Annotated in this window: 22 protein-coding genes; 13 read left to right on the plus strand and 9 right to left on the minus strand. The window is 64.3% G+C overall.

Going from position 1 to position 24,681, the window contains the following annotated elements; translation table 11 throughout:
• Positions 1-47: 47 nt before the first annotated feature.
• The 4 genes from tyrS to cysK all read left to right on the plus strand — a co-directional run bounded on the left by tyrS (position 48) and on the right by cysK (position 4,160).
• Positions 48-1,277 (plus strand): tyrosine--tRNA ligase, encoded by a 1,230-nt coding sequence (gene tyrS / locus G404_RS0113235; protein ID WP_028641513.1) that lies wholly within the window; start codon positions 48-50, stop codon positions 1,275-1,277.
• 224 nt (positions 1,278-1,501) lie between these two features.
• Entirely contained in the window at positions 1,502-1,840 is a 339-nt protein-coding gene (locus tag G404_RS0113240; protein ID WP_028641514.1) for a pilus assembly protein PilZ, read from the plus strand.
• 89 nt (positions 1,841-1,929) lie between these two features.
• Positions 1,930-3,219: an MFS transporter gene (locus tag G404_RS0113245; RefSeq protein WP_156906296.1), complete on the plus strand. Its 1,290-nt coding sequence runs from the start codon at positions 1,930-1,932 to the stop codon at positions 3,217-3,219.
• A 23-nt stretch (positions 3,220-3,242) separates the two neighbouring features.
• The gene (gene cysK / locus G404_RS0113250) at positions 3,243-4,160 is read left to right on the plus strand and encodes a cysteine synthase A (protein ID WP_028641516.1); all 918 of its coding nucleotides are present in this window, start codon (positions 3,243-3,245) and stop codon (positions 4,158-4,160) included.
• Positions 4,161-4,202: 42 nt separating this feature from the next.
• Here the strand turns inward: cysK and G404_RS0113255 are convergent, their stop codons facing one another.
• From G404_RS0113255 to G404_RS0113270, 4 genes are all read right to left on the minus strand, one after another.
• Complete coding sequence (locus G404_RS0113255; protein ID WP_028641517.1) at positions 4,203-5,999, minus strand: acyl-CoA dehydrogenase C-terminal domain-containing protein; 1,797 nt, start codon at positions 5,997-5,999, stop codon at positions 4,203-4,205.
• A 35-nt stretch (positions 6,000-6,034) separates the two neighbouring features.
• Positions 6,035-6,517, minus strand: coding sequence for a MerR family transcriptional regulator (locus G404_RS0113260; protein ID WP_211230782.1), 483 nt, complete (start codon positions 6,515-6,517; stop codon positions 6,035-6,037).
• Positions 6,518-6,549: 32 nt separating this feature from the next.
• Positions 6,550-6,912 carry a phosphoribosyl-AMP cyclohydrolase gene (gene hisI / locus G404_RS0113265; protein ID WP_281170275.1) on the minus strand — a complete coding sequence of 121 codons (363 nt, stop codon included), beginning with the start codon at positions 6,910-6,912 and terminating at the stop codon, positions 6,550-6,552.
• Between the two features lie 410 nt (positions 6,913-7,322).
• Positions 7,323-8,156: a ComF family protein gene (locus G404_RS0113270; RefSeq protein ID WP_028641520.1), complete on the minus strand. Its 834-nt coding sequence runs from the start codon at positions 8,154-8,156 to the stop codon at positions 7,323-7,325.
• 66 nt (positions 8,157-8,222) lie between these two features.
• Between G404_RS0113270 and G404_RS0113275 the strand changes: the two genes are divergently transcribed.
• Entirely contained in the window at positions 8,223-9,029 is an 807-nt protein-coding gene (locus tag G404_RS0113275) for a methyltransferase domain-containing protein (RefSeq protein ID WP_028641521.1), read from the plus strand.
• A 10-nt stretch (positions 9,030-9,039) separates the two neighbouring features.
• Here the strand turns inward: G404_RS0113275 and ppdK are convergent, their stop codons facing one another.
• Genes ppdK through G404_RS0113290 form a run of 3 tightly spaced genes read right to left on the minus strand, consistent with a single transcriptional unit; the run spans position 9,040 to position 14,654 of the window.
• Positions 9,040-11,703 (minus strand): pyruvate, phosphate dikinase, encoded by a 2,664-nt coding sequence (gene ppdK, locus G404_RS0113280; protein WP_028641522.1) that lies wholly within the window; start codon positions 11,701-11,703, stop codon positions 9,040-9,042.
• Positions 11,704-11,757: 54 nt separating this feature from the next.
• Positions 11,758-13,752, minus strand: coding sequence for a glycine--tRNA ligase subunit beta (glyS, locus tag G404_RS0113285; protein WP_028641523.1), 1,995 nt, complete (start codon positions 13,750-13,752; stop codon positions 11,758-11,760).
• Positions 13,752-14,654, minus strand: a complete 903-nt coding sequence (locus G404_RS0113290; RefSeq protein ID WP_028641524.1) for a glycine--tRNA ligase subunit alpha — start codon at positions 14,652-14,654, stop codon at positions 13,752-13,754. Before G404_RS0113290 ends, glyS begins: the two co-directional genes overlap by 1 nt.
• Before the next feature lie 100 nt (positions 14,655-14,754).
• On the opposite strand from G404_RS0113290, the gene G404_RS0113295 reads away from it, so the two are divergent.
• The 3 genes from G404_RS0113295 to pth all read left to right on the plus strand — a co-directional run bounded on the left by G404_RS0113295 (position 14,755) and on the right by pth (position 17,023).
• Positions 14,755-15,639: a TraB/GumN family protein gene (locus tag G404_RS0113295; RefSeq protein WP_028641525.1), complete on the plus strand. Its 885-nt coding sequence runs from the start codon at positions 14,755-14,757 to the stop codon at positions 15,637-15,639.
• Positions 15,640-15,744: 105 nt separating this feature from the next.
• The gene (locus G404_RS0113300; RefSeq protein WP_028641526.1) at positions 15,745-16,347 is read left to right on the plus strand and encodes a 50S ribosomal protein L25/general stress protein Ctc; all 603 of its coding nucleotides are present in this window, start codon (positions 15,745-15,747) and stop codon (positions 16,345-16,347) included.
• A gap of 106 nt (positions 16,348-16,453) precedes the next feature.
• Positions 16,454-17,023, plus strand: coding sequence for an aminoacyl-tRNA hydrolase (gene pth / locus G404_RS0113305; protein WP_028641527.1), 570 nt, complete (start codon positions 16,454-16,456; stop codon positions 17,021-17,023).
• Between the two features lie 154 nt (positions 17,024-17,177).
• Here the strand turns inward: pth and G404_RS20655 are convergent, their stop codons facing one another.
• Positions 17,178-17,648, minus strand: coding sequence for a hypothetical protein (locus G404_RS20655; RefSeq protein WP_028641528.1), 471 nt, complete (start codon positions 17,646-17,648; stop codon positions 17,178-17,180).
• 46 nt (positions 17,649-17,694) lie between these two features.
• Between G404_RS20655 and G404_RS20660 the strand changes: the two genes are divergently transcribed.
• Positions 17,695-18,069 (plus strand): PEP-CTERM sorting domain-containing protein, encoded by a 375-nt coding sequence (locus tag G404_RS20660; RefSeq protein ID WP_169719707.1) that lies wholly within the window; start codon positions 17,695-17,697, stop codon positions 18,067-18,069.
• 21 nt (positions 18,070-18,090) lie between these two features.
• Here G404_RS20660 and G404_RS0113320 read toward each other — a convergent pair whose 3' ends face one another.
• Entirely contained in the window at positions 18,091-19,599 is a 1,509-nt protein-coding gene (locus tag G404_RS0113320; RefSeq protein ID WP_156906298.1) for a tetratricopeptide repeat protein, read from the minus strand.
• Between the two features lie 163 nt (positions 19,600-19,762).
• Here G404_RS0113320 and ychF point away from each other — a divergent pair, with 163 nt between their 5' ends.
• The 4 genes from ychF to G404_RS0113340 all read left to right on the plus strand — a co-directional run bounded on the left by ychF (position 19,763) and on the right by G404_RS0113340 (position 24,681).
• Positions 19,763-20,863: a redox-regulated ATPase YchF gene (gene ychF / locus G404_RS0113325; protein ID WP_028641530.1), complete on the plus strand. Its 1,101-nt coding sequence runs from the start codon at positions 19,763-19,765 to the stop codon at positions 20,861-20,863.
• A gap of 53 nt (positions 20,864-20,916) precedes the next feature.
• The gene (locus tag G404_RS0113330; RefSeq protein WP_028641531.1) at positions 20,917-21,375 is read left to right on the plus strand and encodes a MaoC family dehydratase; all 459 of its coding nucleotides are present in this window, start codon (positions 20,917-20,919) and stop codon (positions 21,373-21,375) included.
• Between the two features lie 388 nt (positions 21,376-21,763).
• Positions 21,764-22,744 carry a S1 family peptidase gene (locus G404_RS19875; RefSeq protein WP_169719708.1) on the plus strand — a complete coding sequence of 327 codons (981 nt, stop codon included), beginning with the start codon at positions 21,764-21,766 and terminating at the stop codon, positions 22,742-22,744.
• Positions 22,744-24,681 carry a TIR domain-containing protein gene (locus tag G404_RS0113340; protein ID WP_028641533.1) on the plus strand — a complete coding sequence of 646 codons (1,938 nt, stop codon included), beginning with the start codon at positions 22,744-22,746 and terminating at the stop codon, positions 24,679-24,681. The genes G404_RS19875 and G404_RS0113340 overlap by 1 nt, the downstream gene beginning before the upstream one ends.

Here is a 24,681-nt window from a genome sequence, read left to right on the forward strand (position 1 = left end):
CCTGTTGCTCCATGCTAGGCGCGACGCTGTTCACGAAAAAGAGTGTCATGACCTCATACCAGTCCGATCTTCTCCGCCTGCTCGATGAGCGTGGCTATGTCCACCAGATGACCGACGCGGCAGCGCTTGACCGCCTTGCGTTGCAGCAGGTTGTGCCGGGCTATATCGGCTTCGATCCCACCGCGCCATCGCTGCACGTCGGATCGCTGGTGCAGATCATGCTGCTGCGGCGGCTGCAGCAGGCCGGCCACAAACCGATCGTGGTGATGGGTGGCGGAACTGGCAAGATCGGCGATCCAAGCTTCAAGGACGAAGCGCGCAAGCTGTTGACCGACGACGTTATCGCGCAAAACGTCGCCAGCATCCGACGCGTGTTCGAACGGTTCCTGACCTTTGGCGATGGTCCCACCGATGCGATCATCGTCGACAATGCCGAATGGCTGGACAAGCTGGGCTATATCGCGTTCCTGCGCGAAGTGGGGCAGCATTTCAGCGTCAATCGCATGCTCAGCTTTGATTCGGTGAAGACCCGGCTGGACCGTGAACAATCACTCAGCTTTCTCGAATTCAACTATATGATCCTGCAGGGATACGATTTCCGCGAACTGTCCAACCGCTATGGCTGCCGGTTGCAGATGGGCGGGTCGGACCAGTGGGGCAACATTGTCAACGGCATCGAACTGACCCGGCGCATGGACGGCGTAGAGGTGTTTGGTGTGACCACCCCGCTGTTGACCGCAGCCGACGGGTCGAAAATGGGCAAAAGCGTCAACGGCGCGGTCTGGCTCAACGATGACATGCTGCCAGGCTACGATTTCTGGCAATATTGGCGCAATGTCGATGATCGCGATGTCGGCCGGTTCCTGCGTCTGTTCACCGATCTGCCGCTGGCCGAGGTTGCGCGGCTTGAGGCGCTGCCCGGAAGCGAGATCAACGCTGCCAAAATCGTGCTGGCCAACGAAGTGACGCGGTTGGTGCGCGGGGACGAGGCCGCCCAGGCTGCGCAGGCAACCGCCGCCGCCACGTTTGCGGGCGATGGGCTGGGCCAGGATCTGCCCACGGTTGGCGTCGGCGCCGACGGTATCGGCGTGATCGACGCGCTGATCGCATTGGGCTTTGCCGCCAGCCGGGGTGAAGCCAAACGCCTGATTGCCGGCGGCGGAGCGCGACTCGATGGTCAGCCCGTCAGCGACGAAAACCACCGAATCATGCTGCATGGCAACGAAGCCCGGCTTTCGGCGGGCAAGAAAAAGCACGGCATCCTGCGCGCGGAATAGGCGCCAGTCCCGATCCGGTTCATAAACCATGCCCCGGTGTCCCGCATCGGGGCATTTATGACCCGATGACAGGTGTTTGTCGGCAGCTCGCTGCCGCGCCCGGCAATAAATCGCCGGGATTTTACCAAATAGTAGCCATTTCGGATGAATATGATCGGGCACCTGCCAGTCGGTTCACCCGCGCCGCCGGTGCGCGTGTCAGGATCCAAAGAGGAGGAGGAACGATGTCCGCCGGGGCTCAATTGTCAGTCACCGATCAACGCCGTTCGACCCGTCATCCGGTGGATCTGCCGCTGATCGGCGAACACCGCCGCATCGGCGATATCATGCTGAACCTGATCAATGTGTCGACCACCGGGTTCATGGTGCGCGGCCCGCTCGATCTTGATCGCGGCGAACGCCTGACGATTCGCCTGCCGCATATTGGCCGGATCGAAGCATTCCTGGTGTGGAGCGACCACGATCGGTCCGGTTTCCAGTTCGAACGGATCGTGCGAATCGATGATTTTGCCAAGATGATCAAATCGCTGCAGCCCAACCCGCGGCTGCGATCGCCCCACTGAGACATAAATATCAACTTTTTCAGTTGAGATTTTAGGCGCAATACTTTTGATCGCTTGGCAACGCGGCGCGGCGCTGCCATGCCACGCACGTGATCACTGAAACGTCCCCCGCCCTGCCCGCGCATCCTCTGGCGATTGCCGATTACCGTCGATTCTGGCTGGCGCGATGCGCGTCCGTCTTTGCGATCAGCGGCATGGTCGTCGTGCTGGGCTATCAATTGTACGACCTGGCGCGTGGGTCCTATGGCATGTCGATCCGTGCCGCGGCGTTTCAGCTTGGCCTGTTCGGACTGGTCCAGTTTCTGCCGCAGATCCTGCTGGCCCCCATCGCCGGCGTGCTGGCCGACCGCTTTGACCGGCGGAACATCGTCGTTCTGGGGCTGATGCTCGACGCTCTGGTTGCACTGGCGCTTACGCTGGGCACCTGGTTTGCGCTGCTGACTTTGCCGGCGCTGTTCGGCATCGCCGCGCTGCATGGTGCGGTGCGCACCTTCATCGGCCCCGCGCAAAGTGCCATCGCGCCCAATATCGTACCCGCCCCGCTGATGCCGCGCGCCGTGGCGATCAGCGCAATGTCGTGGCAGATCGGCTCGGTCGCCGGACCGACGCTGGCGGGCGTGCTGTTTGCGATCCATCCCGCGCTTGCCTACGCAGTGTCGGCCGCGCTGTTGTTGCTTGCCGCGATCAGTTCGGCGCGGATTCGCCCGGCGCCGCCGCCGCCTGGCAACGGCGATACCCACCCGTTGCGCCAGATGGGCGACGGACTGGCCTTCGTGTGGCGCGACCGGTTTTTGCTCGGCTGTGTGACGCTCGATCTGTTTGCGGTGCTGCTGGGCGGGGCAACCGCGCTGCTGCCGGTCTATGCCCGCGACATCCTGATGTGGAACGGGCATCCGGTAGGATCGCTGGGGCTTGGCCTGATGCGGGCCATGCCCAGCCTGGGGGCCTCGGCGATCGGACTGATCATCGCGCGGCGGCCAATCGAACATGATGTCGGCGCACGCATGTTGTTGGCGGTCGGCGCCTTCGGAATTGCCACCGCGGGATTTGGCCTGTCGCGCAATATGGTGCTGTCGATGGTGTTGCTGGCCGTGCTCGGCGCGGCCGACATGATCTCGGTGTTCATCCGCAATACGCTGATCCAGTTGCACACCCCCGATGCCATGCGCGGCCGCGTTTCGTCGATCTCGGGGCTGTGCGTTTCGGCATCGAACGAACTGGGTGAAATGGAATCGGGGCTTGCCGCCGCGCTGCTCGGTGCAACCGGCGCCGTGGTGTTCGGCGGTCTTGGCGCGGTGCTGATCACTGTGATGTGGACGTTTGCCTTTCCCGAACTGCGCCGCACGCGGCGCTTTTCCAGCACATATGCCCGTGATTGAACACTTATGAAGGAGCATGCGTCATGAAAGCGGATTCCGTTCTTGCGACCATTGGCCAGACACCGCACATCCGGCTGTCGCGGCTGTTTCCCGACCACGAAGTCTGGATCAAAAGCGAACGATCAAATCCCGGCGGATCGATCAAGGATCGCATTGCGCTATCGATGATCGAAGCCGCCGAAGCCGACGGCACGTTGAAGCCCGGCGGCACGATCATCGAGCCGACTTCGGGCAACACCGGCATCGGCCTGGCGCTGGTGGCGGCGGTCAAAGGCTATCGCCTGATCCTGGTCATGCCCGAATCGATGTCGCTCGAACGCCGCCGCCTGATGCTGGCCTATGGCGCGACATTCGACCTGACGCCGCGTGAAAAGGGCATGAAGGGCGCCATCGAGCGCGCGCGCCAGTTGCAGGATGAAATTCCCGGCGCGTGGATCCCGCAACAATTTGAAAACCCGGCCAATATCGCGGTGCACGTGCGCACCACCGCGATCGAGATCCTGAACGATTTTGCCGATACGCCGATCGATGCGATCATCACCGGGGTGGGCACCGGCGGCCACCTGACCGGCTGTGCCGAACGGTTGAAGCTGGCCTGGCCCGATCTCAAGGCCTGGGCGGTAGAGCCCACGCTGTCGCCGGTGATTTCGGGTGGTCAGCCCGCACCGCACCCGATCCAGGGCATTGGCGCAGGGTTTATTCCCGGCAACCTGCACACCCAGTCGATCGAAGGGGCAATCCAGGTCGATCCCGCCGACGCCAAGGAATGGGCACGCCGCAGCGCGCGCGTCGAAGGCCTGCTGGTGGGGATCAGTTCGGGCGCAACGCTGGCCGCGATCGCGCAAAAGCTGCCCGAACTGCCCGCCGGCAGCCGCGTGCTCGGGTTCAATTACGACACCGGCGAACGCTATCTGTCGGTGCCCGATTTCCTGCCCGAATAAGCACGCATCTGATCCTCCCCCGCCGGGGGAGGATCGTGTCTGTCACGCCGTGGCAAAGGCCTCGATCGGCAGCGCCATCACCGTGTCGGCACCCGCCTCGACTTCGCGCCGCAATGCGCCCGCCTGCGGGGCAAAGCGTGTTGCCCAATGGCGCGCGCAGGTCAGCTTGGCATGGTAAAACGCAGCCTCGTCGCTGCCCGCATCGAGCGCGGCGGCAGCCACGCGGGCCATTTTCAGCCACATCAGGCCAAGCGAGACCACCCCGGTCAGCGTCATATAGGCATAGGCGCCCGCCCCCAGCGCATTGGGATCGGTCATCGCGTTGTGCATGAACCACATCGTCGCCGCCTTCAGTTCGCCATTGGCCTTGCTCAATGGCCCTGCGACTGCGGCCAGTTCGGTGCCGGCCGCGGCCACTTCGTCATCGACCAGCGCAAACAGGCGCTGGATCGCGCGACCGCCGTGCTGGGCCAGCTTGCGCCCGCACAGATCCATCGCCTGCACGCCGTTGGCGCCTTCGTAGATCATCGCAATGCGCGCATCGCGCACAAACTGTTCCATGCCGTTTTCGGCGATATAGCCATGCCCGCCCCAGATCTGCTGCATGTCTGTGGCGATCTTGTAGCCCATGTCGGTGCCATAGCCCTTGATCACCGGGGTCATCAGGCTGATCACATCATCGGCGGCAATCCGTTCCTCTTCGGTGGCGGCATGGTGCGACAGATCGACCTGGAACCCGCCCCACAGGCTGAGCGCACGCATGCCTTCGGTAAAGGTCTTGGCATCCATCAGCATGCGGCGCACGTCGGGGTGCACAAACAACGGATCGGCCTTGTGCTGCGGTTCGGCGGGTCCGGTGGGTGCGCGGCCCTGGCGGCGTTCCTGCGCATAGATCACCGCGTTCTGATAGGCCGCCTCGGCCTGGGCCAGCCCCTGCATGCCGACACCCAGTCGCGCCGCATTCATCATGATGAACATCGCCGCCAGCCCCTTGCATTCCTCGCCCACGAGAAAGCCGGTGGCCGCGTCATAGTTCATCACACACGTGGCATTGCCATGAATGCCCATCTTGTTTTCGATCGATCCGACCGAGACCGCATTGCGTGCGCCCAGCGATCCGTCGGCGTTGACCAGGAACTTGGGCACGATGAACAGCGAAATGCCCTTGGACGATTCGGGCGCGCCCGGGGTTTTGGCCAGCACCAGGTGAATGATGTTGTCCGACAGGTCATGATCGCCCGCCGAAATGAAGATCTTGGTGCCGGTCACCGCATAGCTGCCGTCGGCCTGCGGTTCGGCGCGGGTGCGCAACAGGCCCAGATCGGTGCCGCAGTGCGGCTCGGTCAGGTTCATCGTGCCCAGCCATTCGCCGGTTACCATCTTGGGCAGATAGGTTGCCTGCTGTTCGGCCGAACCCTTTGACAGGATTGCCGAAATTGCCCCGTTGGCCAGGCCCGGATACATTGCAAAGGCCTGGTTGGCGCTGGCCAGGTATTCTTCCATGACAAAACCGATGGCATGGGGCAGCCCCTGCCCGCCAAAGGCCTCAGGCGCGCTCAGCGTCGCCCAGCCGCCTTCGACATACTGGCGATAGGCGTGCTTGAACCCGGTGGGCGTGGTCACGCTGCCATCGGCATGGCGGGTGCAGCCTTCGCGATCGCCGATCTGGTTGAGCGGGGCCACCACTTCGGACACAAAACGCCCGCCTTCGTCGATCACCGCGTCGGTCAGATCGCGCGTGGCATTGGCAAAACCGGGCAGATTGGTGAACCGGTCCAGACCGATCAGCTCGTTGACAACAAATTTCGTGTCGCGGGTCGGTGCCTTGTAGACGGGCATGGGTGTGCTCTCCAGAAATATGCGGCTTGAAGGGATCAGGCGATGTCGCGGCCTTCGGCCCGTTCGCGGTCGACCACGAGTGCGACAAAGCTGGTCAATTCGGCAATCGTCGCTTCGATATCATGTTGCTGGCGTCGCAAGTGATCGATGCGTTCGCGGCATTTGGCCAGCGTCACGCGGCGCTGTTCGATGCGGCCATCGCCCAGGTCATACAGGTCGATCATGTCGCGGATTTCCTGCAGGCTGAAGCCCACATTCTTGGCGCGCATGATCCACGCCAGCCGCGCGCGATCCCGCTTGGAATAGATCCGCGCCAATCCGTTGCGGGTCGGCGCGATCAGGCCTTCGTCTTCATAAAACCGCAGCGCGCGCGCGGTCACGCCGAATTCGGCCGACAGGTCCGATATCGTGTAATGATCGCGAAACAGTGCGTCGGGCTGATGCAGGTGTCCGGTGTGTGCGGCGGACTGGGCATGCGGATGATCGCGATTCGGATCGTTGAGAGGCTGCGTCGACATGGGGGCCCTGCTAACTGCCCCTTACGTAAACGTCAATCATTGCCCACGCGTTCAAGCGATCCGTCCGCGGCGATCCGTCGGTAAAAGCAGCTTTGCGCCATGGTATGGCAGGCCGGCCCTGCCGCCTCGACTGTCAGTTCCAGTGCATCCTGATCGCAATCGACGCGGATTTCGATCACGCGCAGCACGTGCCCCGAACTTTCGCCCTTCATCCACAGGCGCCCGCGCGACCGCGACCAGAAATGCGCGAAACCGGTTTCGCGGGTGCGTGCGATAGCATCGGCATTCATGTGCGCCAACATCAGCAGGCGGCCGCTGGTGCGATCGATCGCAACCGCCGTGACCAATCCGGAAGAATCAAAGCGCGGCATGAACACGCTGCCCTGTTCGCGCAGGGCCGTGTCAGATGGAGCTGGCGGGGTCGAAATAACACGTTCCTTAACGAAAATTCAGGCGATGCAACGCAAAACCACTGCATTTGTTGCACGATAACCACATCACCGACCCAAAATCCACGGCTGTGTGACATTCCCGTTTCATGCATCGCCGCTTCACGGCACACAGGGCGTGCGGTTTGAGGGAACCGTGATCTGGACCGCCAAACGTCTTCGCAAGACATGAGGCGGCGCTCCAAGCGCCAAAGTTCAGGGAAATACCCCGCGCGAGGCCGGTGCGTTGAACCGTCCGCGCGGGCGACCATGAGGGACCTAATGCGATGGCGGTCGGGGGGCCGCCCGGCGGACCAAGGTTCGCCAACTCGCTGAAAATTCGTCACGCCTGACGCCCGAAGCGCAAGCTTCGGGCGTCATTCTTTTGCGGCAATCGGAACCAGATCAAATGCGTTCTGACGCGCAGTGCCAAGCGCGTGCGTTTCGTCGATCACGCGTGCAAAGCACGCGATGCGCGTCTGGCGCACCCCCGCCTTGCGCAGTGCAACCAGGCAGGCGTCGGTGGTGGCACCGCTGGTCAGCACATCGTCGACCAGCAGGACCTGCGCGCCCTGCAATCGCGCAGCGCGTGCCGGGTGGGCGCGGATCGTGCCCTGCAACAGCGCGGCCCGGCGTTTGCGGCCCAGATGACCCAGCGGCGGCGTGGCGCGCGGGCGTTGCAGGGCATCGACCAGCACGGGCTGGCCGATCAGGCGCGCCACCCCTTGCGCCAGCAGCGCGGACTGGTTGAATCCGCGCCGCCACAGCCGCCACCGGTGCAAAGGCACCGGCACCACCAGCCATTCGCCAGGCAAATCGGGCAGGCGTGCCGCCATCAACCGCGTCATCAGCGGGGCCAGCCCGATGCGGCGGCCATGCTTGAACGACAGCACCAGGCGGCGCGACACATCGTTGTACAGCGTCGCGGCGGCAATGCCGTGATGGCGCGGCGGATCGGCCATGCACGGCGCACAGATCCAGGCGCCCTGCGCCGCCTCGGCGCGCGCCAGCGCGGTCTGCCCGCCCTGTTCTGCGCTGCGATCGGGCAACGGCCGCTGACACCGCGCGCAGCAAGGTTCGCCCGGTATGGTCAGGCCCTGCCAGCAATCGCTGCACAGCCCTCCGTGCTGCGCCAGCGGCACGCCGCACAACGGGCAGCGCGGTGGAAACACCAGATCGACCAGCGGAGAAAAGGTCCTGTTCCAGCGCATACCCGGCAATACTCGACACCTATACCGGGCTTGGCAAGAGGCGTGCGCGGGGGCAGAGGCGATTTGATGACCACCACCCCGCCCCCTGCCCCGCCGACCATCTTTGCCCCGCACCGCCGGATCCTGCTGCGCCGGCGCATGCGCCGCCTGCAACGCCGCGACGATGCCGCACGGTTCGTGGTCGACGATATGGTTGACGATGTGCTCGATCGGCTGGCGTTTCTGCGCCATGCCCCGACGCGCGCGCTGGTGGTGGGCGATTTCACCGGCGCACTGGCCACAGCGCTGGGCGCACAGGGCGTGTCGGTCGTGCGCGCCGATCCCGCGCCTTGTGCCGGCGAACACACGATTGACGAAGAACAACCGCTGCCCTTTGGCGACGGTTTCGATCTGATCGCCAGCCTGGGCACGCTCGATACGGTCAACGACCTGCCCGGCGCGCTGATCCATCTGCGCCGTGCGCTGGCGCCCGAGGGCCTGGCGATCGTGTCCATGCCCGGCGCAGGCAGCCTGCCGACCACCCGCGACGTGATGCTGGCCGCCGACGCGTCACGCCCCGCGCCGCGCATCCATCCACAGGTCGATGTGCGCGCGGGCGGCCAATTGCTGCAACGCGCAGGGTTTGCCGACCCGGTGGTCGACAGCCGCAGCCTGACGGTCGGGTATCGCACATGGGACAGGCTGGTCGGCGATCTGCGCGCTCAGGGTCTGTCGGCGTGTCTGGCGCGCGGCGGCGCACCGCTGGGCAAGGCGGCGCTGGCCCGGGCGCGCGCCGCCTTTGCCAATCTGGCGCTGGACGGACGCGTGACCGAAACTTTTGAAATCCTGACCCTTTCCGGCTGGGCCAGGGCGCTCAGGCCCCCCAAATTCTAGGGGCCCGGCCTTAGCCGAGCGCGGCCTGCGCCGCGGCAAGCCGCGCGATCGGCACGCGATACGGGCTGGCCGAGACATAATCGAGCCCGACCTTTTCGCAAAACGCGATCGACGCGGGATCACCGCCGTGTTCGCCGCAGATGCCCAGCTTGATATCGGGCCGGGTCTGGCGCCCGCGTTCGGCGGCCAGTTCCACCAATTGGCCCACGCCCTCGATATCCAGGCTGACAAACGGATCGCGCGGATAGATCCCCTTTTCCACGTAAGGGTTCAGGAACCGCGCGGCATCGTCGCGGCTGACCCCCAGCGTCGTCTGCGTCAGGTCGTTGGTGCCGAACGAGAAGAATTTGCCTTCGTGCGCAATCTCGTGCGCCATCAGCGCGGCTCGCGGCAGTTCGATCATCGTGCCGACCAGATAATCCAGCGTGGCGCCGCGTTCACCGAACACTTCGGCCGCCACCCGGTCGACCAGCGCACGCAGGATTTCCAGTTCCTTGCGCGTGGCCACCAGCGGGATCATGATTTCGGGCACGACCGCCTCGCCCGACTTTGCCGCCACGTCGAGCGCGGCTTCAAAAATCGCGCGGGCCTGCATTTCATAGATTTCGGGAAAGGTAATGCCCAGACGGCAGCCGCGATGCCCCAGCATCGGATTGAATTCGTGCAATTCGTCCGCGCGCCTGCGCAGATGATCGACCCCCAGCCCGGTCACTTCGGCCAGCTCGGCAAATTCGGCGTCGCCCTGCGGCAGGAATTCGTGCAGCGGCGGATCGAGCAGGCGGATGGTTACCGGCAGGCCTGCCATCACCTCGAAAATGCCGGTGAAATCGGCGCGCTGTTCGGGCAGCAGCTTGGCCAGCGCGGCACGACGCCCCGCCTCGTCTTCGGCCAGGATCATCTGGCGCACCGCCAGAATGCGGCCGGCATCAAAGAACATGTGTTCGGTGCGGCACAGGCCCACGCCTTCGGCACCGAACTGGCGCGCAACCAGGCAATCGTTGGGCGTTTCGGCATTGGCGCGCACTTTCATGCGGCGGTGGCTGTCGGCCCAGGCCATCAGCACCGCAAAGTCGCCCACCAGTTCGGGTTCCACCGTGCGCACTTCGCCCGCCATCACTTCGCCGTTCGATCCGTCGAGCGTGATAACATCGCCTTCACGCACTTCGCGTCCGCCGATGCGCGCGACGCGGCCGGCCATGTCGATCGACAGCGCCGATGCGCCCGACACGCATGGCCGGCCCATGCCGCGGGCAACCACCGCCGCGTGGCTGGTCATCCCGCCCCGCGCGGTCAGCACACCGCGCGCGGCGTGCATGCCGTGGATGTCCTCAGGGCTGGTTTCGACGCGCACCAGGATCACCGCATCGCCGCGCTCGGCGCGCTTTTCGGCAGTATCGGCATCGAACACGACCGCACCCGACGCCGCGCCGGGTGAGGCGGGAAGCCCGCGGGTCAACACATCGCGCGGCGCCTTGGGATCGAGCGTGGGGTGCAGCAACTGGTCGAGCGCCATCGGATCGATCCGGCGGATTGCGGTCTTTTCGTCGATCAGGCCTTCGTGGACCATGTCCACCGCCATTTTCAACGCGGCTTTGGCGGTGCGCTTGCCCGAACGGGTCTGCAGCATCCACAGCTTGCCCTGTTCGACGGTGAATTCGATATCCTGCATGTCCTTGTAATGCTTTTCGAGCAATTCAAACACAGCGGCCAGTTCGCCATAGGCGCCGGGCATCGCCTCTTCCATCGACAGCGGCTTTGCGCCCGAGGCTTCGCGCGCGGCTTTGGTCAGGTATTGCGGGGTGCGGATGCCCGCAACCACGTCTTCGCCCTGCGCATTGACCAGCCATTCGCCGTAATAGGCCTTGGTGCCGGTGGCGGGATCGCGGGTGAACGCAACGCCGGTGGCTGACGTGTCGCCCATGTTGCCGAACACCATCGCCTGCACATTGACCGCGGTGCCCCAGTCGCCGGGAATGTCGTTCAGCCGGCGATAGACTTTGGCGCGGTCGCTTTCCCAACTGTCGAACACCGCGGCAATCGCGCCCCACAGCTGTTCGTGCACATCCTGCGGAAACGGGCGGCCCAGTTCGTCTTCGACAATCGCGTTGTAGTGCGCAACCAGCGCCTGCCAATCTTCTGCCTGCATCTCAACATCGGCATAAAAGCCTTTGTCTTCTTTTGCGATTTCCAGCGCATCCTCAAACCGGTGGTGATCGAGCCCCAGCACCACGTCGGAATACATCTGGATGAAGCGGCGATAGCTGTCCCAGGCAAAGCGCGCATCGCCCGAACCGGCGGCAAGCCCGGCAACGGTGGCATCGTTGAGCCCGAGGTTGAGCACGGTGTCCATCATGCCCGGCATCGACACGCGTGCGCCCGACCGCACCGAGACAAGCAGCGGATTGGCGGCATCGCCGAATGTGCGGCCCGTTGCGGCCTCGATATGCGCGATGCCCTGCGCCACGGCGGCGCGCAGATCATCATCAAACGTGTGGCCGCTGGCGTTGTACTGCGTGCACACTTCGGTGCTGATGGTGAAGCCCGGCGGGACCGGCAGACCGATCCCCGCCATTTCGGCAAGATTGGCGCCCTTGCCCCCCGTGATCGTCTTGTCCCGCGAACGCGGATCGTTCGAATGTGCGCCACCGCCGAAATGGAATACGTATGCACTCATGACCGCAATGGCTCCTCAATTGCATGCTGTCGGACCCGGCTTGAACCGGTTCCGTTACCCTTCGATACGTGAAAAATCCGCCACCTTGTGCACCGCAGCACGAAAGTGGTCAAGCAGGTCCAACCTGTTCGCCCGCTTGTTCGCATCTGCGTCATTGACCGTGACACTTTCGAAAAAGGCATCGATCGGTGCCCGCAACGCGGCCAATGCGGCCATCGCGGCAGTGAAACTCTCGTTCTCCAGCGCAGTTCCGACCTGGGGTCCGGCTTCGGCAATCGCAGCCATCAGGGCGGCTTCGGCGGGATCAGGCGTATACGTCTGCGGCAGCGGCGCCCAGGTCTCTTTTTTCAGGATATTGGCTGCACGCTTGTACCCCGCCAGCAGGTTGCGCCCGTCCTCGGTGCCGACAAAGGTCTGCAAGGCATGGACGCGGGCCAGCAGGCGCACCAGATCGTTCTCGTTGCCCAGCGCAAGCACCGCATCGACCAGATCGTGGCGGACGCCGGCTTCGCGCTGCTGCACTTTCAACCGGTCGGCAAAAAAGGCCAGAAGTTCGCCCTCGGCCACCGGCAGGCGCAGACCATTGTCGGTGATCAGGCGAATGACCCCCAGCGCCGCACGCCGCAACGCAAACGGATCCTTCGATCCGGTCGGCTTTTCATCGATCGCGAAAAATCCGCGCAAGGTGTCCAGCTTGTCGGCCAACGCCACGGCCACCGACACGGGCGCTGTGGGCACGTCATCGCCCTGTCCGACCGGTTTGTAATGATCGCGAATGGCATCGGCCACGGCATCGGGCAAACCTTCGGCTCGAGCGTAATATCCGCCCATAAGTCCTTGTAATTCAGGAAATTCCCTGACCATTTCCGTGACCAGGTCGGCCTTGCACAGTTCGGCGGCCTGGCGCGCTTGCGCAGCATCCGCGCCCGGCACGATGCCTTCGCCGGCCAGCCATTCGGCCAGGTCGGCCACGCGTGCAACTTTGTCGGCCAGGCTGCCCAGCTTTTCGTGAAACGTGATCCGGGCCAGCTTGCCCGCCTGTTCGGCCAGCGGCGTTTTCTGGTCCTGTTCCCAGAAAAACCGCGCGTCGGACAGGCGCGCGGCCAGCACCTTGCGGTTGCCCGCGATGATCGCCTGCCCGCCGTCGTGCGCGGCGATATTTGCCGTGCAGATGAATGCGTTGGCCAGCATTCCTGCACGATCGCGGCAGATGAAATACTTCTGGTTGACGCGCGCGGTCAGCTGGATGACTTCGGGCGGCACGGTCAGAAACGCATCGTCAAAACGGCCGAGCAGCGGCACCGGCCATTCGGTCAGGCCGGCGTTTTCGATCACCAGGCCTTCGTCTTCGACCAGCACCAGGTCGGCGGCGGCGGCGGCGGCCTGCGCGCCCTTGCGCACAATCGCTTCGCGGGTGGCGTGATCGACGATCACGTGGGCAGCGTGCAGCTTGGCCGCGTAGTCGTCCACGCCATCAATCGTGATGACGCCATCGTGCATGAAGCGGTGTCCCATGGTGTCACGACCCGACACGACCCCGCCCACTTCGCAAGGCACCACGTCGCCGCCCAGCAGCGCAACGATACCCGACAGCGGGCGCACCCAGCGAAGGCTCTCGCTCGACAGCGAAACTGCGCCCCAGCGTTGCGATTTGGGCCAGGGAAAGGTGCGGATGATTGCTGGGATCGCGTCTGCCAGCACATCGTCAGTCTGGCGGCCCGGCTTTTCCAACACGGCAAACCACACGCCATCGCGTTCGGTCAACCGGTCTGCCGACAGCCCGGTCTTGCGCAGAAACCCCTCGAGCGCCTGTGGCGGTGCGCTGGTGCGCGGGCCTTTCAGCTCTTCGCGGGTGGCCTCGGTCGCCAAGGGCAGATCGCGTGCGATCAGCGCCAGACGCCGCGGTGTCGACCACACCGACACGCTGCCGACTTTGAGCCCGGCCGCTTCGAGTTCCTTGCGGAACTGGCGTTCCAGATCGGCGCGCGCGCCGGCCTGCATCCGCGCCGGGATTTCCTCGGACCGCAGTTCGAGCAGGAAATCGGCGATCATGCGCTCCACCCCGGAAATTTGGCGGCCCACTGGTCGTGGAACCGGGCAATATAGGCCTCGCACGATCCGCGCGCGCAATCGCGCACCCGTCCCATGAAACTTGCGCGTTCCTGCACCGAGATCACGCCGCGCGCCTGCAACAGGTTGAACAGGTGGCTGGCCTCGATCGCCTGTTCATAGGCGGCGATCGGCACATTCGCCGCGATCGCGGCGCGGCATTCGGCCTCGGCCGCGGCAAACCCCTTGAACAGCGTGTCGGTGTCGGCGACTTCGAAATTCCATTTCGACATCTGGCGTTCGTTTTCCAGAAACACATCGCCATACGACACGCCCGCGTCGTTGAAGCGCAGATCGTAAACCGAATCGACGCCCTGGATATACATGGCCAGCCGTTCGAGCCCGTAGGTCAGTTCGCCCGCTACCGGTTTGCAGTCAAATCCGCCCATCTGCTGGAAATAGGTGAACTGGCTGACCTCCATCCCGTCGCACCACACTTCCCAGCCGAGTCCCCAGGCGCCCAGTGTGGGCGATTCCCAGTCATCTTCGACAAAGCGGATGTCATGCAGCATCGGATCGATGCCGATCGCGCGCAGGCTGCCCAGATACAGCGCCTGAAAATCGGGCGGGCTGGGCTTCATGATCACCTGGTACTGGTAATAATGCTGCAGCCGGTTGGGGTTTTCGCCGTAACGGCCATCGGTCGGCCGCCGGCTGGGCTGGACATAGGCGGCATTCCACGATTCAGGCCCCAGCGTGCGCAAGGTGGTGGCGGTGTGGAACGTGCCCGCGCCGACGCGCATGTCATAAGGCTGCAGGATCAGGCAGCCGTGTGCGCTCCAATAAGCATGAAGGCGCAGGATCATGTCCTGAAAGCTTGGGGCAAGGGTCGTATCGGCCATGGCCGCGCATTTGGCCGATCCCCCGCCGCAAATCAACCGGCGCTTGGGCAGGATCGGTGACAATTGACCCGCGCGATCGACTGGGCCATGCCGTTGGGCGATGCGTCTGCCCGCCCTCCTTCGCCTGCTCGGCTGTGCGTTGATGCTGGTGCCGGCGGCATGCAGCCGCGCCCCTGCACCCGCAAGCCACGTCGCCTTGTGGGCCATCAGCATCGGCGGCACGCCACGCGGGTGGATCATGGGCACGATCCACGCCTTGCCGCCGGGCACACACTGGCGGCGCGCGCCGATCGACGCGGCCATGGCGCAGGCCGACCGGCTGGTGATGGAAATCGGCGAACCGCTCAACCCCCAGGTTGCCGGCCAGGCGCTGGCCCGGCTTGCCCTGACCCCGGGCCTGCCTGCGCCAAGCGCGCGGCTCGATCCCGGCGGGCGTGCGGCGCTGTTCGCCGCCTATCGCAAGCTGGGGCTTGACGATGCGCGGTTCCAGAATCAGGAAAGCTGGGCCGTGGCCTTGCAGATTTCGGCGATTGCCACGCAAAGGGCCGGCGCCGATGCAGGTGACGGGGTCGAACCGCAATTGCGCGCCGGCATGCCAGGCAAACCGGTGGTGGGGCTGGAAACGATCGACAGCCAGTTCGCCGTGTTTGACGCCCTGCCCGACCGGGCGCAGCAACGCCTGCTTGCGGCCGTCGCGCACGAGGTGATCGATCCGCACAACGACGATGCCGACACACTCGCGCTGTGGCTGAAGGGCGATGATCTGGGCCTGACGCGCGAGGCCAGCAGCGATTTCCTGGCCGATCCGGTACTGCACGATGCGTTGCTGACCGCGCGCGACAAGGCGTGGACCGCACAGATCGATACCATGCTGCGCAGCGGCGCGCGTCCGTTCATCGCGGTGGGCGCGGCGCATGTTGCCGGGCGCGACGGGCTGCCCGAGATGTTGCGCGCCAAAGGCTGGACCGTCACCCGCGTCTACTGATCCTTGCATTTTGTGCCAAAGCCGCTATGCGCCGCGGCTTCCTGTCATGGTCATCCCTGGAGGCGTGGCGGGAATATCGCGAACTTTACCCTAAGGAACTGACACATGAGCGAAACGCTGCATCTGTCGGCCGAACCGCGCGAAAAGGTAGGCAAGGGAGCCTCCCGCGTGCTGCGTCGTGCCGGCCGTATCCCCGCCGTCGTCTATGGCGGCAATCTCGAACCGGTGGCTGTCCACCTTGAAGAAAAGGCGCTGAAGAAGGCGCTTGGCACTGGCCATTTCTTCAATTCGATCGTTGAAGTGACGATCGGTGACCTGGTTGTGCGCACCCTGCCCAAGGATGTCGCTTTGCACCCGGTCAGCGACCGTCCCGAACACGTCGATTTCCTGCGCGTTTCGGCGACCCACGCGGTGCATGTCAAAGTGCCCGTGCTGTTCATCAACGAAGACGCCTCGCCCGGCATCAAAAAGGGCGGCGTGCTGAATATCGTTGCGCACGAACTGGAACTGATCGCGATCCCCGAATCGATCCCCGATGACATCACCGTCGATCTGACCGGTCTGGATGTCGGTGCGTCGATCCACATGCACGACATCACCCTGCCCGCAGGCTGCAAGGTCGTCACCCACGAAGCCGACGCAACCATTGCGACGATCGTGGCGCCGTCGGCGCTGAAGTCCAGCGAAGGCGATGCAGCCAAGGCCTGATCGGTCTGACTGTTGAAAAAGGAACCCCCTTCCCCTTGCGGAAGGGGGTTCTTTTTTGTCTGTCACCGTCCCACACCTTTCCCCGCGACAGGAGCAGTCACACGCCATGCAAATCTGGGTCGGCCTGGGCAATCCCGGGGCGCAATACGCGCTCAATCGGCACAATGTCGGCTTCATGGCGCTCGACACCCTTGCGCAAGTGCATGACTTTGGCCCGGTGCAGAAGAAATTCCAGGGCTGGATGCAGGATGGACGGATCGGCGGCGAACGCGTGATCCTGCTCAAACCGGCAACCTTCATGAACGAAAGCGGGCGCGCGGTGGGCGAAGCGTTGCGGTTCTACAAAATCGGCAACGATGCGCTGACCGTGTTTCATGACGAACTCGATCTGGCTGCGTTCAAGGTCAAAGTGAAACAGGGCGGTGGCACCGCCGGCCATAACGGACTGCGTTCGATCGACCAGCACAGCGGCCCCGATTTTCGCCGCGTGCGGCTGGGCATTGGTCACCCCGGCCACAAAGACCGGGTAACCGGCCATGTGCTGGGCAATTATGCCAAGGCCGAAGGCGATGATCTGGCCACAATGCTGGGCGCGGTGGCACGGTGCGCCGATTGGCTGGCCCGCGGCGATGACACCCGTTTCATGAACGATGTCGCGCTGATTCAACAGGGCTGACGCCGCACCAAACCGCCGCAAATCGGTCGTCGATGTTTACCCCGGTTAATCCGCAATGGTCGGCCTGTTTTACAGGTCGCCGCGCCCTTTACAGACATTAACCATCACAACCCTTGGAATTCAGCCGTTGGCACACCTTGTGCTTCTTGGTGGGTTAACCAGCAAATGGTGAGTTCAACAAGGGGTCAGACATGAAACGCATTGCCACCATCGCCGTCGTAACCGCCAGCATCATGACGACCAACCCGGCCATGGCGTGGAGCTTGTTTGGCTCCAGCAGTCCGGCCCCCGCCAAATCATCCAGCCCGTCGAGCCCGAGCGTATCATGGGGCAGCTCTGGCAGCAGCAGCGCAAGCCATGCCCAGCCCCCCAGCCCCGCCTCGTCGTGGAGCATTTTTGGCGGCAGCAGCAGCCCCTCGACGCCCACGTTGTCGTGGAGCGGTCCGAGCCCTGCCCAGCCGTCGAGCCCCGCCTCGTCGTGGAGCGGATCGGGCAGCAGCAGCAGCGCCGGCTCGATCCTGTCGTCCATTTCAGGGCTGATCTCGGGCATTTTGGGCAGCAGCCCCAGCCCCGTGGTGCCGATCATCCCGATCCTGCCCTCAAGCAGCTCTGGCGGCAGCAGCATCGGCCATGTTCATTATTGCAACTGCGGCGATTCGATCGGCGCTGGAATGTGCGGCCCGAAGGGTTCGACATCGAGCACCTCGTCAACTTCGGGCGGCAACACTTCGACCGGTGGCAACACCTCGACCGGCGGCAACACCTCGACCGGCGGCAACACTTCGACCGGTGGCAACACCTCGACCGGCGGCAACACTTCGACCGGCGGCAACACTTCGACCGGCGGCAACACTTCGACCGGCGGCAACACCTCGACCGGCGGCAACACCTCGACCGGTGGCAACACTTCGACCGGTGGCAACACCTCGACCGGTGGCAACACCTCGACCACCTCGGGCGGCACCACGGTGCCCGAACCGGGCATGCTGGGCCTGATGGGCCTGGGCTTTGTCGGCATGGCGGTGGCCCGTCGCCGCCGCCGCTAAGGCTTGTAAAGTTCGCGCCGATTACCCCCCGGAACGGGCGTAATCGGCGCGAAACACCAGGTTGGCAGGATCGCGTTCAAGCGCCTGTTTCAGCAAAGAGTGCGCCATTGCCCGGTCGCGGCCGGCGTTCAGCCGGACCAGCCCGGCAATGTGCAACATATCGGGATTGGCAGGCGCCAGTTCCAGCGCGCGATCCGCATCGCGCAGCGCCACATCGGCCTGGCCCAGATTGCTGGCCGCCAGCGCCATCCGTTTCAGCACCTCGCCATCACCATCCGCACCGGGAATTGCGGCATAGGCCGCAAGCACACCGGCCCAGTCGCGCCGCGCAGTCGCCGCCAGCGCCTGGTTGGCGGCGGCATTGCTTGCCGCCAGTTGCGGCGAATTGCGCCGCTGGGCATAGATTTTCGCCACCGGATCGCGCGCCATGCCGGCCGCCTGGATCGCCAGATCAAGCTCGCGCGGGCCGGCCAGAACGCTGTCGGCCATAGGCCGGATCGTCTTGAGCGCGCCTGCACCGTCATGCACGGCCAGATCGCATCGGGTCAGCATGATCCGCGCATAGGGATTTTGCGGCGAAAGCAGCAGCGCCTTTTGAAAAATCGCGCGGGCCTGTTCGGCATGCTGCAGATTGAGCAGGGCTTCGCCATAGGCCATGCCCTCGAACGTCCGGTCGTCCAGTGTCGCCTCACGCGGGGCAAGCATGTCGCGCACTTTGGCCCAGTCACCCTTTTCCGCCGCCACGCGCAAGATCAGCGACGCCACCAGGCGATCGTCGGGCGCCAGTGCCACGGCCTGTGCGGCATAACGGGCGGTCAGATCCGAATGGCCGCGCAGATCGGCCAGATCGGCAAGTGCGACCAGCGGGTCGGCCCGCGTCGGAAACCGCTTTGCCGCGTCTGAAAATATCTGCTCCGCATCATCATAGTGCGAACGCGATTGCGCAATCAGCCCGGTCACCATCCGGGTGTCAAGCCGGTCGGGTGCCAGCTTGCGCATCACCGCCAGCGCCCGTTCCGCGCCATCGATATCATCGTCGTCGAACAGAAAGCGGGCGTAATCGAGCGCCAGCTGGTAATCGTCACCGGCCGCCATGCCATGCTGAAAATCAGTCAGCGCAGTGGCGCCGTCCTTTTCGGCAAGCGCCGCCTCGCCGCGCAGGCGCCAGGCCACCGGGCTTTGATCGGTGCCCAGGATGGTTTCCATCTCGGTCCGCTTGCGGCGGAGCAGCGCCGCCTGTGCCGCCAGCTCGGTCAGGTCCTGTCCGGTGGCACCTGCATCGGCCAGCCGCTTGAGCGCGGCGGTCGCCCCTTCCCCATCGCCCAGTTCCAGATCGGCGTGGGCCAGCAACCACAGCATCGCGCGGTTGTCACGATCGGCATCGAGTGCTGCGAGCACCGCGCTGCGGGCATGGGCATAATCCTGAGCGGCAAACGCGGCCTTTGCCTCGGCAAATCGCGCGGCCGCATCCTGCTGACCACAGGCAGACAGCGCAATCAGGGCAAACAGAAGGCAAGACCGGTTCATCATCGCCGGATTATCGCGCCAAGCGTTGAAGTTTCGGTGAATCCCGGGGCCTGGTTTGGTGCTACAGCGTGTGCCCCCTTGACCTTGGGGCAAAGGGATACCATCGCGCCCGCAAAGACCATTCGGCGCGCGCCTTGCGCCCGCCACTCAGGAAAGTGACACGCACATGGGTTTTCGCTGCGGCATCGTGGGCCTGCCCAACGTCGGCAAATCGACACTGTTCAACGCGCTGACCGAAACCCAGGCGGCGCAGGCGGCCAATTATCCGTTCTGCACGATCGAACCCAATGTCGGCAATGTCGGCGTGCCCGATCCGCGACTGGACAAGCTGGCAGCGATCGCCGGCAGCCAGAAGATCATCCCCACCCAGCTGGGCTTTGTCGATATCGCCGGACTGGTGCGCGGGGCATCAAAGGGCGAAGGCCTGGGCAATCAGTTCCTTGGCAATATCCGCGAAGTCGATGCCATCGTGCATGTGCTGCGCTGTTTCGAAAACGTCGACATCCAGCATGTCGACAACAAGATCGATCCGATTTCCGATGCCGAAACGGTCGAGACCGAGCTGATGCTGTCCGATCTGGAAAGCCTGGAAAAGCGCGTGCCGGCCGCACAGAAAAAGGCAGCCAGCGGGGACAAGGAATCCAAATTGCTGGCCTCGGTGCTGGGCCAGGCGCTGGAACTGCTGCGCGAAGGCAAGCCCGCGCGCCTGACCGTGCCCAAGGACGAGGAAGAGTTGCGCGTGTTCCGCCAGGCGCAATTGCTGACCGCCAAGCCGGTGCTGTATGTCTGCAATGTGGAAGAAGAAAGCGCGGCGCACGGCAATGCGTTTTCGGCGCGCGTATTTGCCAAGGCGCAGGCCGAAGGCGCCGAGGCGGTGATCGTGTCGGCGGCGATCGAATCCGATCTGGTCGGCATGGACACCGACGAACGGCTGGCGTTTCTCGAAGAAATGGGCCTGCACGAAACCGGGCTCAATCGCGTGATCCGCGCCGGCTATGAATTGCTGCACCTGATCACCTTTTTCACTGTCGGCCCCAAGGAAACGCGCGCCTGGACCGTGCACAAGGGCGCGCGCGCGCCACAGGCCGCCGGCGAAATCCACACCGATTTTGAACGTGGCTTCATCCGCGCCGAAACCATCGCCTATGACGATTACATCACCCTGGGCGGCGAAGCGGGCGCGCGCGATGCCGGCAAATTCCGCCAGGAAGGCAAGGACTATGTCGTCAAGGACGGCGATGTGCTCAATTTCCGTTTCAACGTTTAATTGATCGATTAGCACGCGTTGACTTGGCCCTGCGCAGCGGGCAGATCGAACCGATGCAGTTTTACGAAGATCTGGTGGTGGGCGAAGTGCACCGGTTCGGCGCCTATGCCGTAACCCGTGAAGAAGTCATGGCCTTTGCCGCAAGGTATGATCCGCAGCCCTTCCACCTTGATGACGCGGCGGCGGCGGCAACACATTTCGGGCGGCTGTCGGCCAGCGGGTGGCACACCTGTGCAATGACCATGTCCCTGCTGGTCGAACGCCACCGGCACTCCGGGCATCAGGGACTGGGATCGCCTGGCGTCGATGATCTGCGCTGGCTGCGGCCGGTCTATCCCGGTGACACGCTGAGCGTGGAAACCGAAATCCTGGAAAAGCGGCGCAGCGCGACCAAACCCGACCGCGGGATTTTCCGCACCGCCACGCGCGTGTTCAACCAGGACGGGATCATGGTGATGAGCATGACCAGCCGGGCCATGATCCGCACGCGCGATCCGCAAGCGCGCGACTGACCTTCATCAAGGGCCGTGCGCATCCGGTCAGTGCGCGGTGCCGCACAAACCGGCCAAAGGCCCGGGCCGGCGACCATCCAAAGCAACAGTCAAACCGTTCCGCCTTTTCGGGCTTGGCCCTAACAGGTTGGGCCAGACGCGTTGACGGTTCTGACCCGGCATGGTTATCTATTGTATCCCGGGGATCTGGCTTTCAGGAGGATGCATGCGCGCCTGTGCTGCTTTTGCTTGCCTTGTTCTGATGCTTGGCCAATCGGTGCATGCGCAGGTTCAATCGCCCCCGCCCGTCATCACCGACCCCGCGGCACATCCGCCCCGCACGCCCGCGCCGCACGTCGGAACGACGCCGTCTGACGTGATGCCATCTGACGTGATGCCATCTGACGTGATGCCCCCCCCACCGATTGTCGAAGGCGTAGTCGGTGGATCAATGGTGCCCGATGGCGAAGCGCCGTGGATGGCCGAGATATTCAAATCGACCCCCTATGATCGCGAAACGCGGAAAGAGGATCATGTCGAAGAACGGCTGCACAACGGTTCGAGCGAATTTCTCGACAGGCGCCAGCCCTGGGATATCGCGCATATCTGCGGCGCAGTGCTGATCGCACCGAACTGGGTGCTGACCGCGAAGCACTGCATCACCGACGTGCCTGCGAAACACGCAGGTGATCCGATCACCTTTTTCCGGGCGAACCGCCGGATCCGGGTCGGCACCTATGCAATCGGCGAAGGCGTGGGCACGATCTGCCCGCCGACCCAGGTGATCCCGCACCGGGGCGCGGCCGATATCGCATTGATACGGATCGAACGGGCCACCTGCACGACCGGCATGGCCGCACAAACGCCGACAGCCGCGCCGATCGCCGCCGTGGCAGCGCGCAATGCGTTCACCCCGCAAACGCGCCTGGCCGTCTATGGCTGGGGAATGATCCGCAAACGCACCGCCGACGCCATGGCATTTGTCGTCAACGACCTGCCCAAGGACGATACGGCAGAATTTCTCGATCCGGAATCGCCATTCCTGCAAGTCGGCACGCCACTTTATTTCGTGCCGCCCAAGGCCTGCCTGGCCACGCCGGGGTACGCAGGCTTTGTCAGGCCCGACATGATCTGTGCCGGCGTTGCCAGCGGCAAGATCGACCAGTGCAACGGCGACAGCGGCGGGCCCTTGATGCAGCAAGGGTCCGGATCGTCGGCCCCGGTGCTGGTGGGCATTGTCGAAGGCGGTGACGGTTGCGGGCTGGCGCATACGCCGGGTGTCTATGTCTATGTGCCCGCCTATCGCGACTGGATCGCCCGCACCATCGGGCGCGGTTCTTTGCGCAAGGGTCGGGCAATTCTGGCCGCAGCGGGCCGCAAGACCACCTGATGGAACAAACCAGCCCCGGCCCGCCGGACACCACCCGGCCCATCGTGTTCCTGAGCTATGCCCATGCCGACCGCAACCGCGTAACCCCGTTGATCGCGGCGCTGACCGAGGCGGGGCAGCAGGTGTGGTGGGATGCGCTGATCGAAGGCGGCGATGTCTTTGCCGACACCATCGAAAGCGCGCTCGATCTGGCCGATGCCGTGGTGGTGGCGTGGTCGGTGCATTCGGTGGCATCGGACTGGGTGCGTGACGAGGCCACGCATGGCCGCGATCGCGGCCGCCTGGTGCCGATCTCGATTGATGGCACGCTGCCTCCGCTGGGGTTTCGGCAATACCATTTCATCGATTTCGCGCGCTGGGACGGATCGGCTCAAGCCCCCGAATTCAAAGCCTTGCTCAGCGCGGTCGGCTCTGCCGGCACGGTGCGGGCGCAGGCATCGCGGTCGGCGCCCATGCCACGGCCGGCACGGCGCGTCGGCCGCCGTGCTGCGTTGATCGGCATGACCACCGCGACGCTGGCGGCGGGCGGCGGTCTGATCGCATGGCGCCGGTCACTGCGCGCGGGCGCGCCCGACGGCAGCATTGCCGTGCTGCCGTTCTCCAATCTCAGCAGCGAACCGGATCAGGCGTATTTTTCCGATGGCCTGGCCGAAGAAATGCGCGCCAAACTGGGCGAAGCGGGGCCGTTCAAGGTGGCCGCGCGCACATCGTCGAACCATTTCCGTAATCACGAACAGGATGCGGTGACGATCGGACAACAGCTCGGTGTGGCCTGGCTGCTGGACGGCAGTGTGCGGCGCGCAGGCGATACGCTGCGCATTTCGGCCGAATTGATCGATGCGCAGACCGGGATCAGCAAATGGTCCAACCATTTCGACCGCCAGTTGCGCGATGTCTTTGCCGTGCAAAGCGAAATCGCGCTGACCGTGATCCAGTCGGTGACCGGACAGATCCCAGCCGCCGCGGCAGGATTGCTGAAATCGGGCACCAGTGTGGTGGCGGCCTATGATGCCTATCTCAAGGGGCGGTCGCTGTACGACAGCGATGCCGGCGAAGACGCCGACCGCAAGGCGCTGGACAATTTCGAAGCCGCGATTGCAGCCGATCCCAATTATGCCCAGGCCCATGCGATGCGCGCGCAGGCGTTGCTGGATATTGCGGGCGAATATACCCCTGCCGACCAGCTTGCCACGGTTCATGCAGACGCGCTGGCATCGGCCCGCCGCGCGGTGGAACTGGCACCCGGTTATGCCTTTGCCGCGCTCGTGCTGGGCGAGGAAACGCTTTATTCCGGGCATGATTTCCGCGCTGCGCGGCCGTTTTTCGACAAAGCCCATGCGCTGGGGCCGCAGGATCCGGAAGTGCTTGGCCAGTTTGCCTATTTTGCCGCGCGCAGTGGTCGCATCAAGGAGGGATTGGCCGCGATCGATCGCAAGATCGATCTCGATCGGCTGAACCCCGTGCTCTACGCCGGCAAGGCCCAGATCCTGTATGGGGCCCGCCGCTATAGCGAATCCGCGCGGGTGTTCGGCCAGGCGGTCGCGATGAACCCCGGCATGGGCCATGCCCGTTCGGGCATCGGCTTTGCCTTGCTCGGCCAGGGCGAACTGGCCGCGGCGCGCGCGGCCTTCATGGCCGAAACGGCCGAGCGTGCAAAGCTGACCGGATTGGCAATCGTTGATCACCGGCTGGGCGCGATTGCCCCAGCGCAAGCATCGCTGGCGGCGTTGCAGGCCAAATTCGGCGACGCGTCGCTTTATTCACAAGCAATGGTGCTGGCCCAATGGGGCCGGGTCGAAGCGGCGCTTTCGGCGCTGGAACAATCACGCGCCAAAAACACCAGCGGGCTGACCTGGGTTCTGATCGAACCGTTGTTTGACGGGTTGCGCGGCCAACCACGCTTTAACCGCTTGCTGGCCAGCATGGGTCTGGCATAA

The sequence above is a fragment of the Novosphingobium acidiphilum DSM 19966 genome, assembly GCF_000429005.1.
In the GTDB taxonomy this organism is placed as follows: Bacteria; Pseudomonadota; Alphaproteobacteria; order Sphingomonadales; family Sphingomonadaceae; genus Novosphingobium; species Novosphingobium acidiphilum.

Coding starts and splice junctions, on each gene's coding strand:
- G404_RS0113290 (WP_028641524.1), bottom strand. CDS start 14,654: ATGGCCGATACGACCCTTGCCCCAAGCTTTCAGGACATGATCCTGCGC.
- G404_RS0113240 (WP_028641514.1), top strand. CDS start 1,502: ATGTCCGCCGGGGCTCAATTGTCAGTCACCGATCAACGCCGTTCGACC.
- tyrS (WP_028641513.1), top strand. CDS start 48: ATGACCTCATACCAGTCCGATCTTCTCCGCCTGCTCGATGAGCGTGGC.
- G404_RS20655 (WP_028641528.1), bottom strand. CDS start 17,648: ATGCTGCTGCCGCCAGAGCTGCTTGAGGGCAGGATCGGGATGATCGGC.
- G404_RS0113270 (WP_028641520.1), bottom strand. CDS start 8,156: ATGCGCTGGAACAGGACCTTTTCTCCGCTGGTCGATCTGGTGTTTCCA.
- G404_RS19875 (WP_169719708.1), top strand. CDS start 21,764: ATGCCCCCCCCACCGATTGTCGAAGGCGTAGTCGGTGGATCAATGGTG.
- cysK (WP_028641516.1), top strand. CDS start 3,243: ATGAAAGCGGATTCCGTTCTTGCGACCATTGGCCAGACACCGCACATC.
- G404_RS0113330 (WP_028641531.1), top strand. CDS start 20,917: ATGCAGTTTTACGAAGATCTGGTGGTGGGCGAAGTGCACCGGTTCGGC.
- G404_RS0113340 (WP_028641533.1), top strand. CDS start 22,744: ATGGAACAAACCAGCCCCGGCCCGCCGGACACCACCCGGCCCATCGTG.
- ychF (WP_028641530.1), top strand. CDS start 19,763: ATGGGTTTTCGCTGCGGCATCGTGGGCCTGCCCAACGTCGGCAAATCG.
- G404_RS0113260 (WP_211230782.1), bottom strand. CDS start 6,517: ATGTCGACGCAGCCTCTCAACGATCCGAATCGCGATCATCCGCATGCC.
- ppdK (WP_028641522.1), bottom strand. CDS start 11,703: ATGAGTGCATACGTATTCCATTTCGGCGGTGGCGCACATTCGAACGAT.
- pth (WP_028641527.1), top strand. CDS start 16,454: ATGCAAATCTGGGTCGGCCTGGGCAATCCCGGGGCGCAATACGCGCTC.
- G404_RS0113275 (WP_028641521.1), top strand. CDS start 8,223: ATGACCACCACCCCGCCCCCTGCCCCGCCGACCATCTTTGCCCCGCAC.
- G404_RS20660 (WP_169719707.1), top strand. CDS start 17,695: ATGTGCGGCCCGAAGGGTTCGACATCGAGCACCTCGTCAACTTCGGGC.
- G404_RS0113255 (WP_028641517.1), bottom strand. CDS start 5,999: ATGCCCGTCTACAAGGCACCGACCCGCGACACGAAATTTGTTGTCAAC.
- G404_RS0113320 (WP_156906298.1), bottom strand. CDS start 19,599: ATGATGAACCGGTCTTGCCTTCTGTTTGCCCTGATTGCGCTGTCTGCC.
- G404_RS0113300 (WP_028641526.1), top strand. CDS start 15,745: ATGAGCGAAACGCTGCATCTGTCGGCCGAACCGCGCGAAAAGGTAGGC.
- G404_RS0113295 (WP_028641525.1), top strand. CDS start 14,755: ATGCGTCTGCCCGCCCTCCTTCGCCTGCTCGGCTGTGCGTTGATGCTG.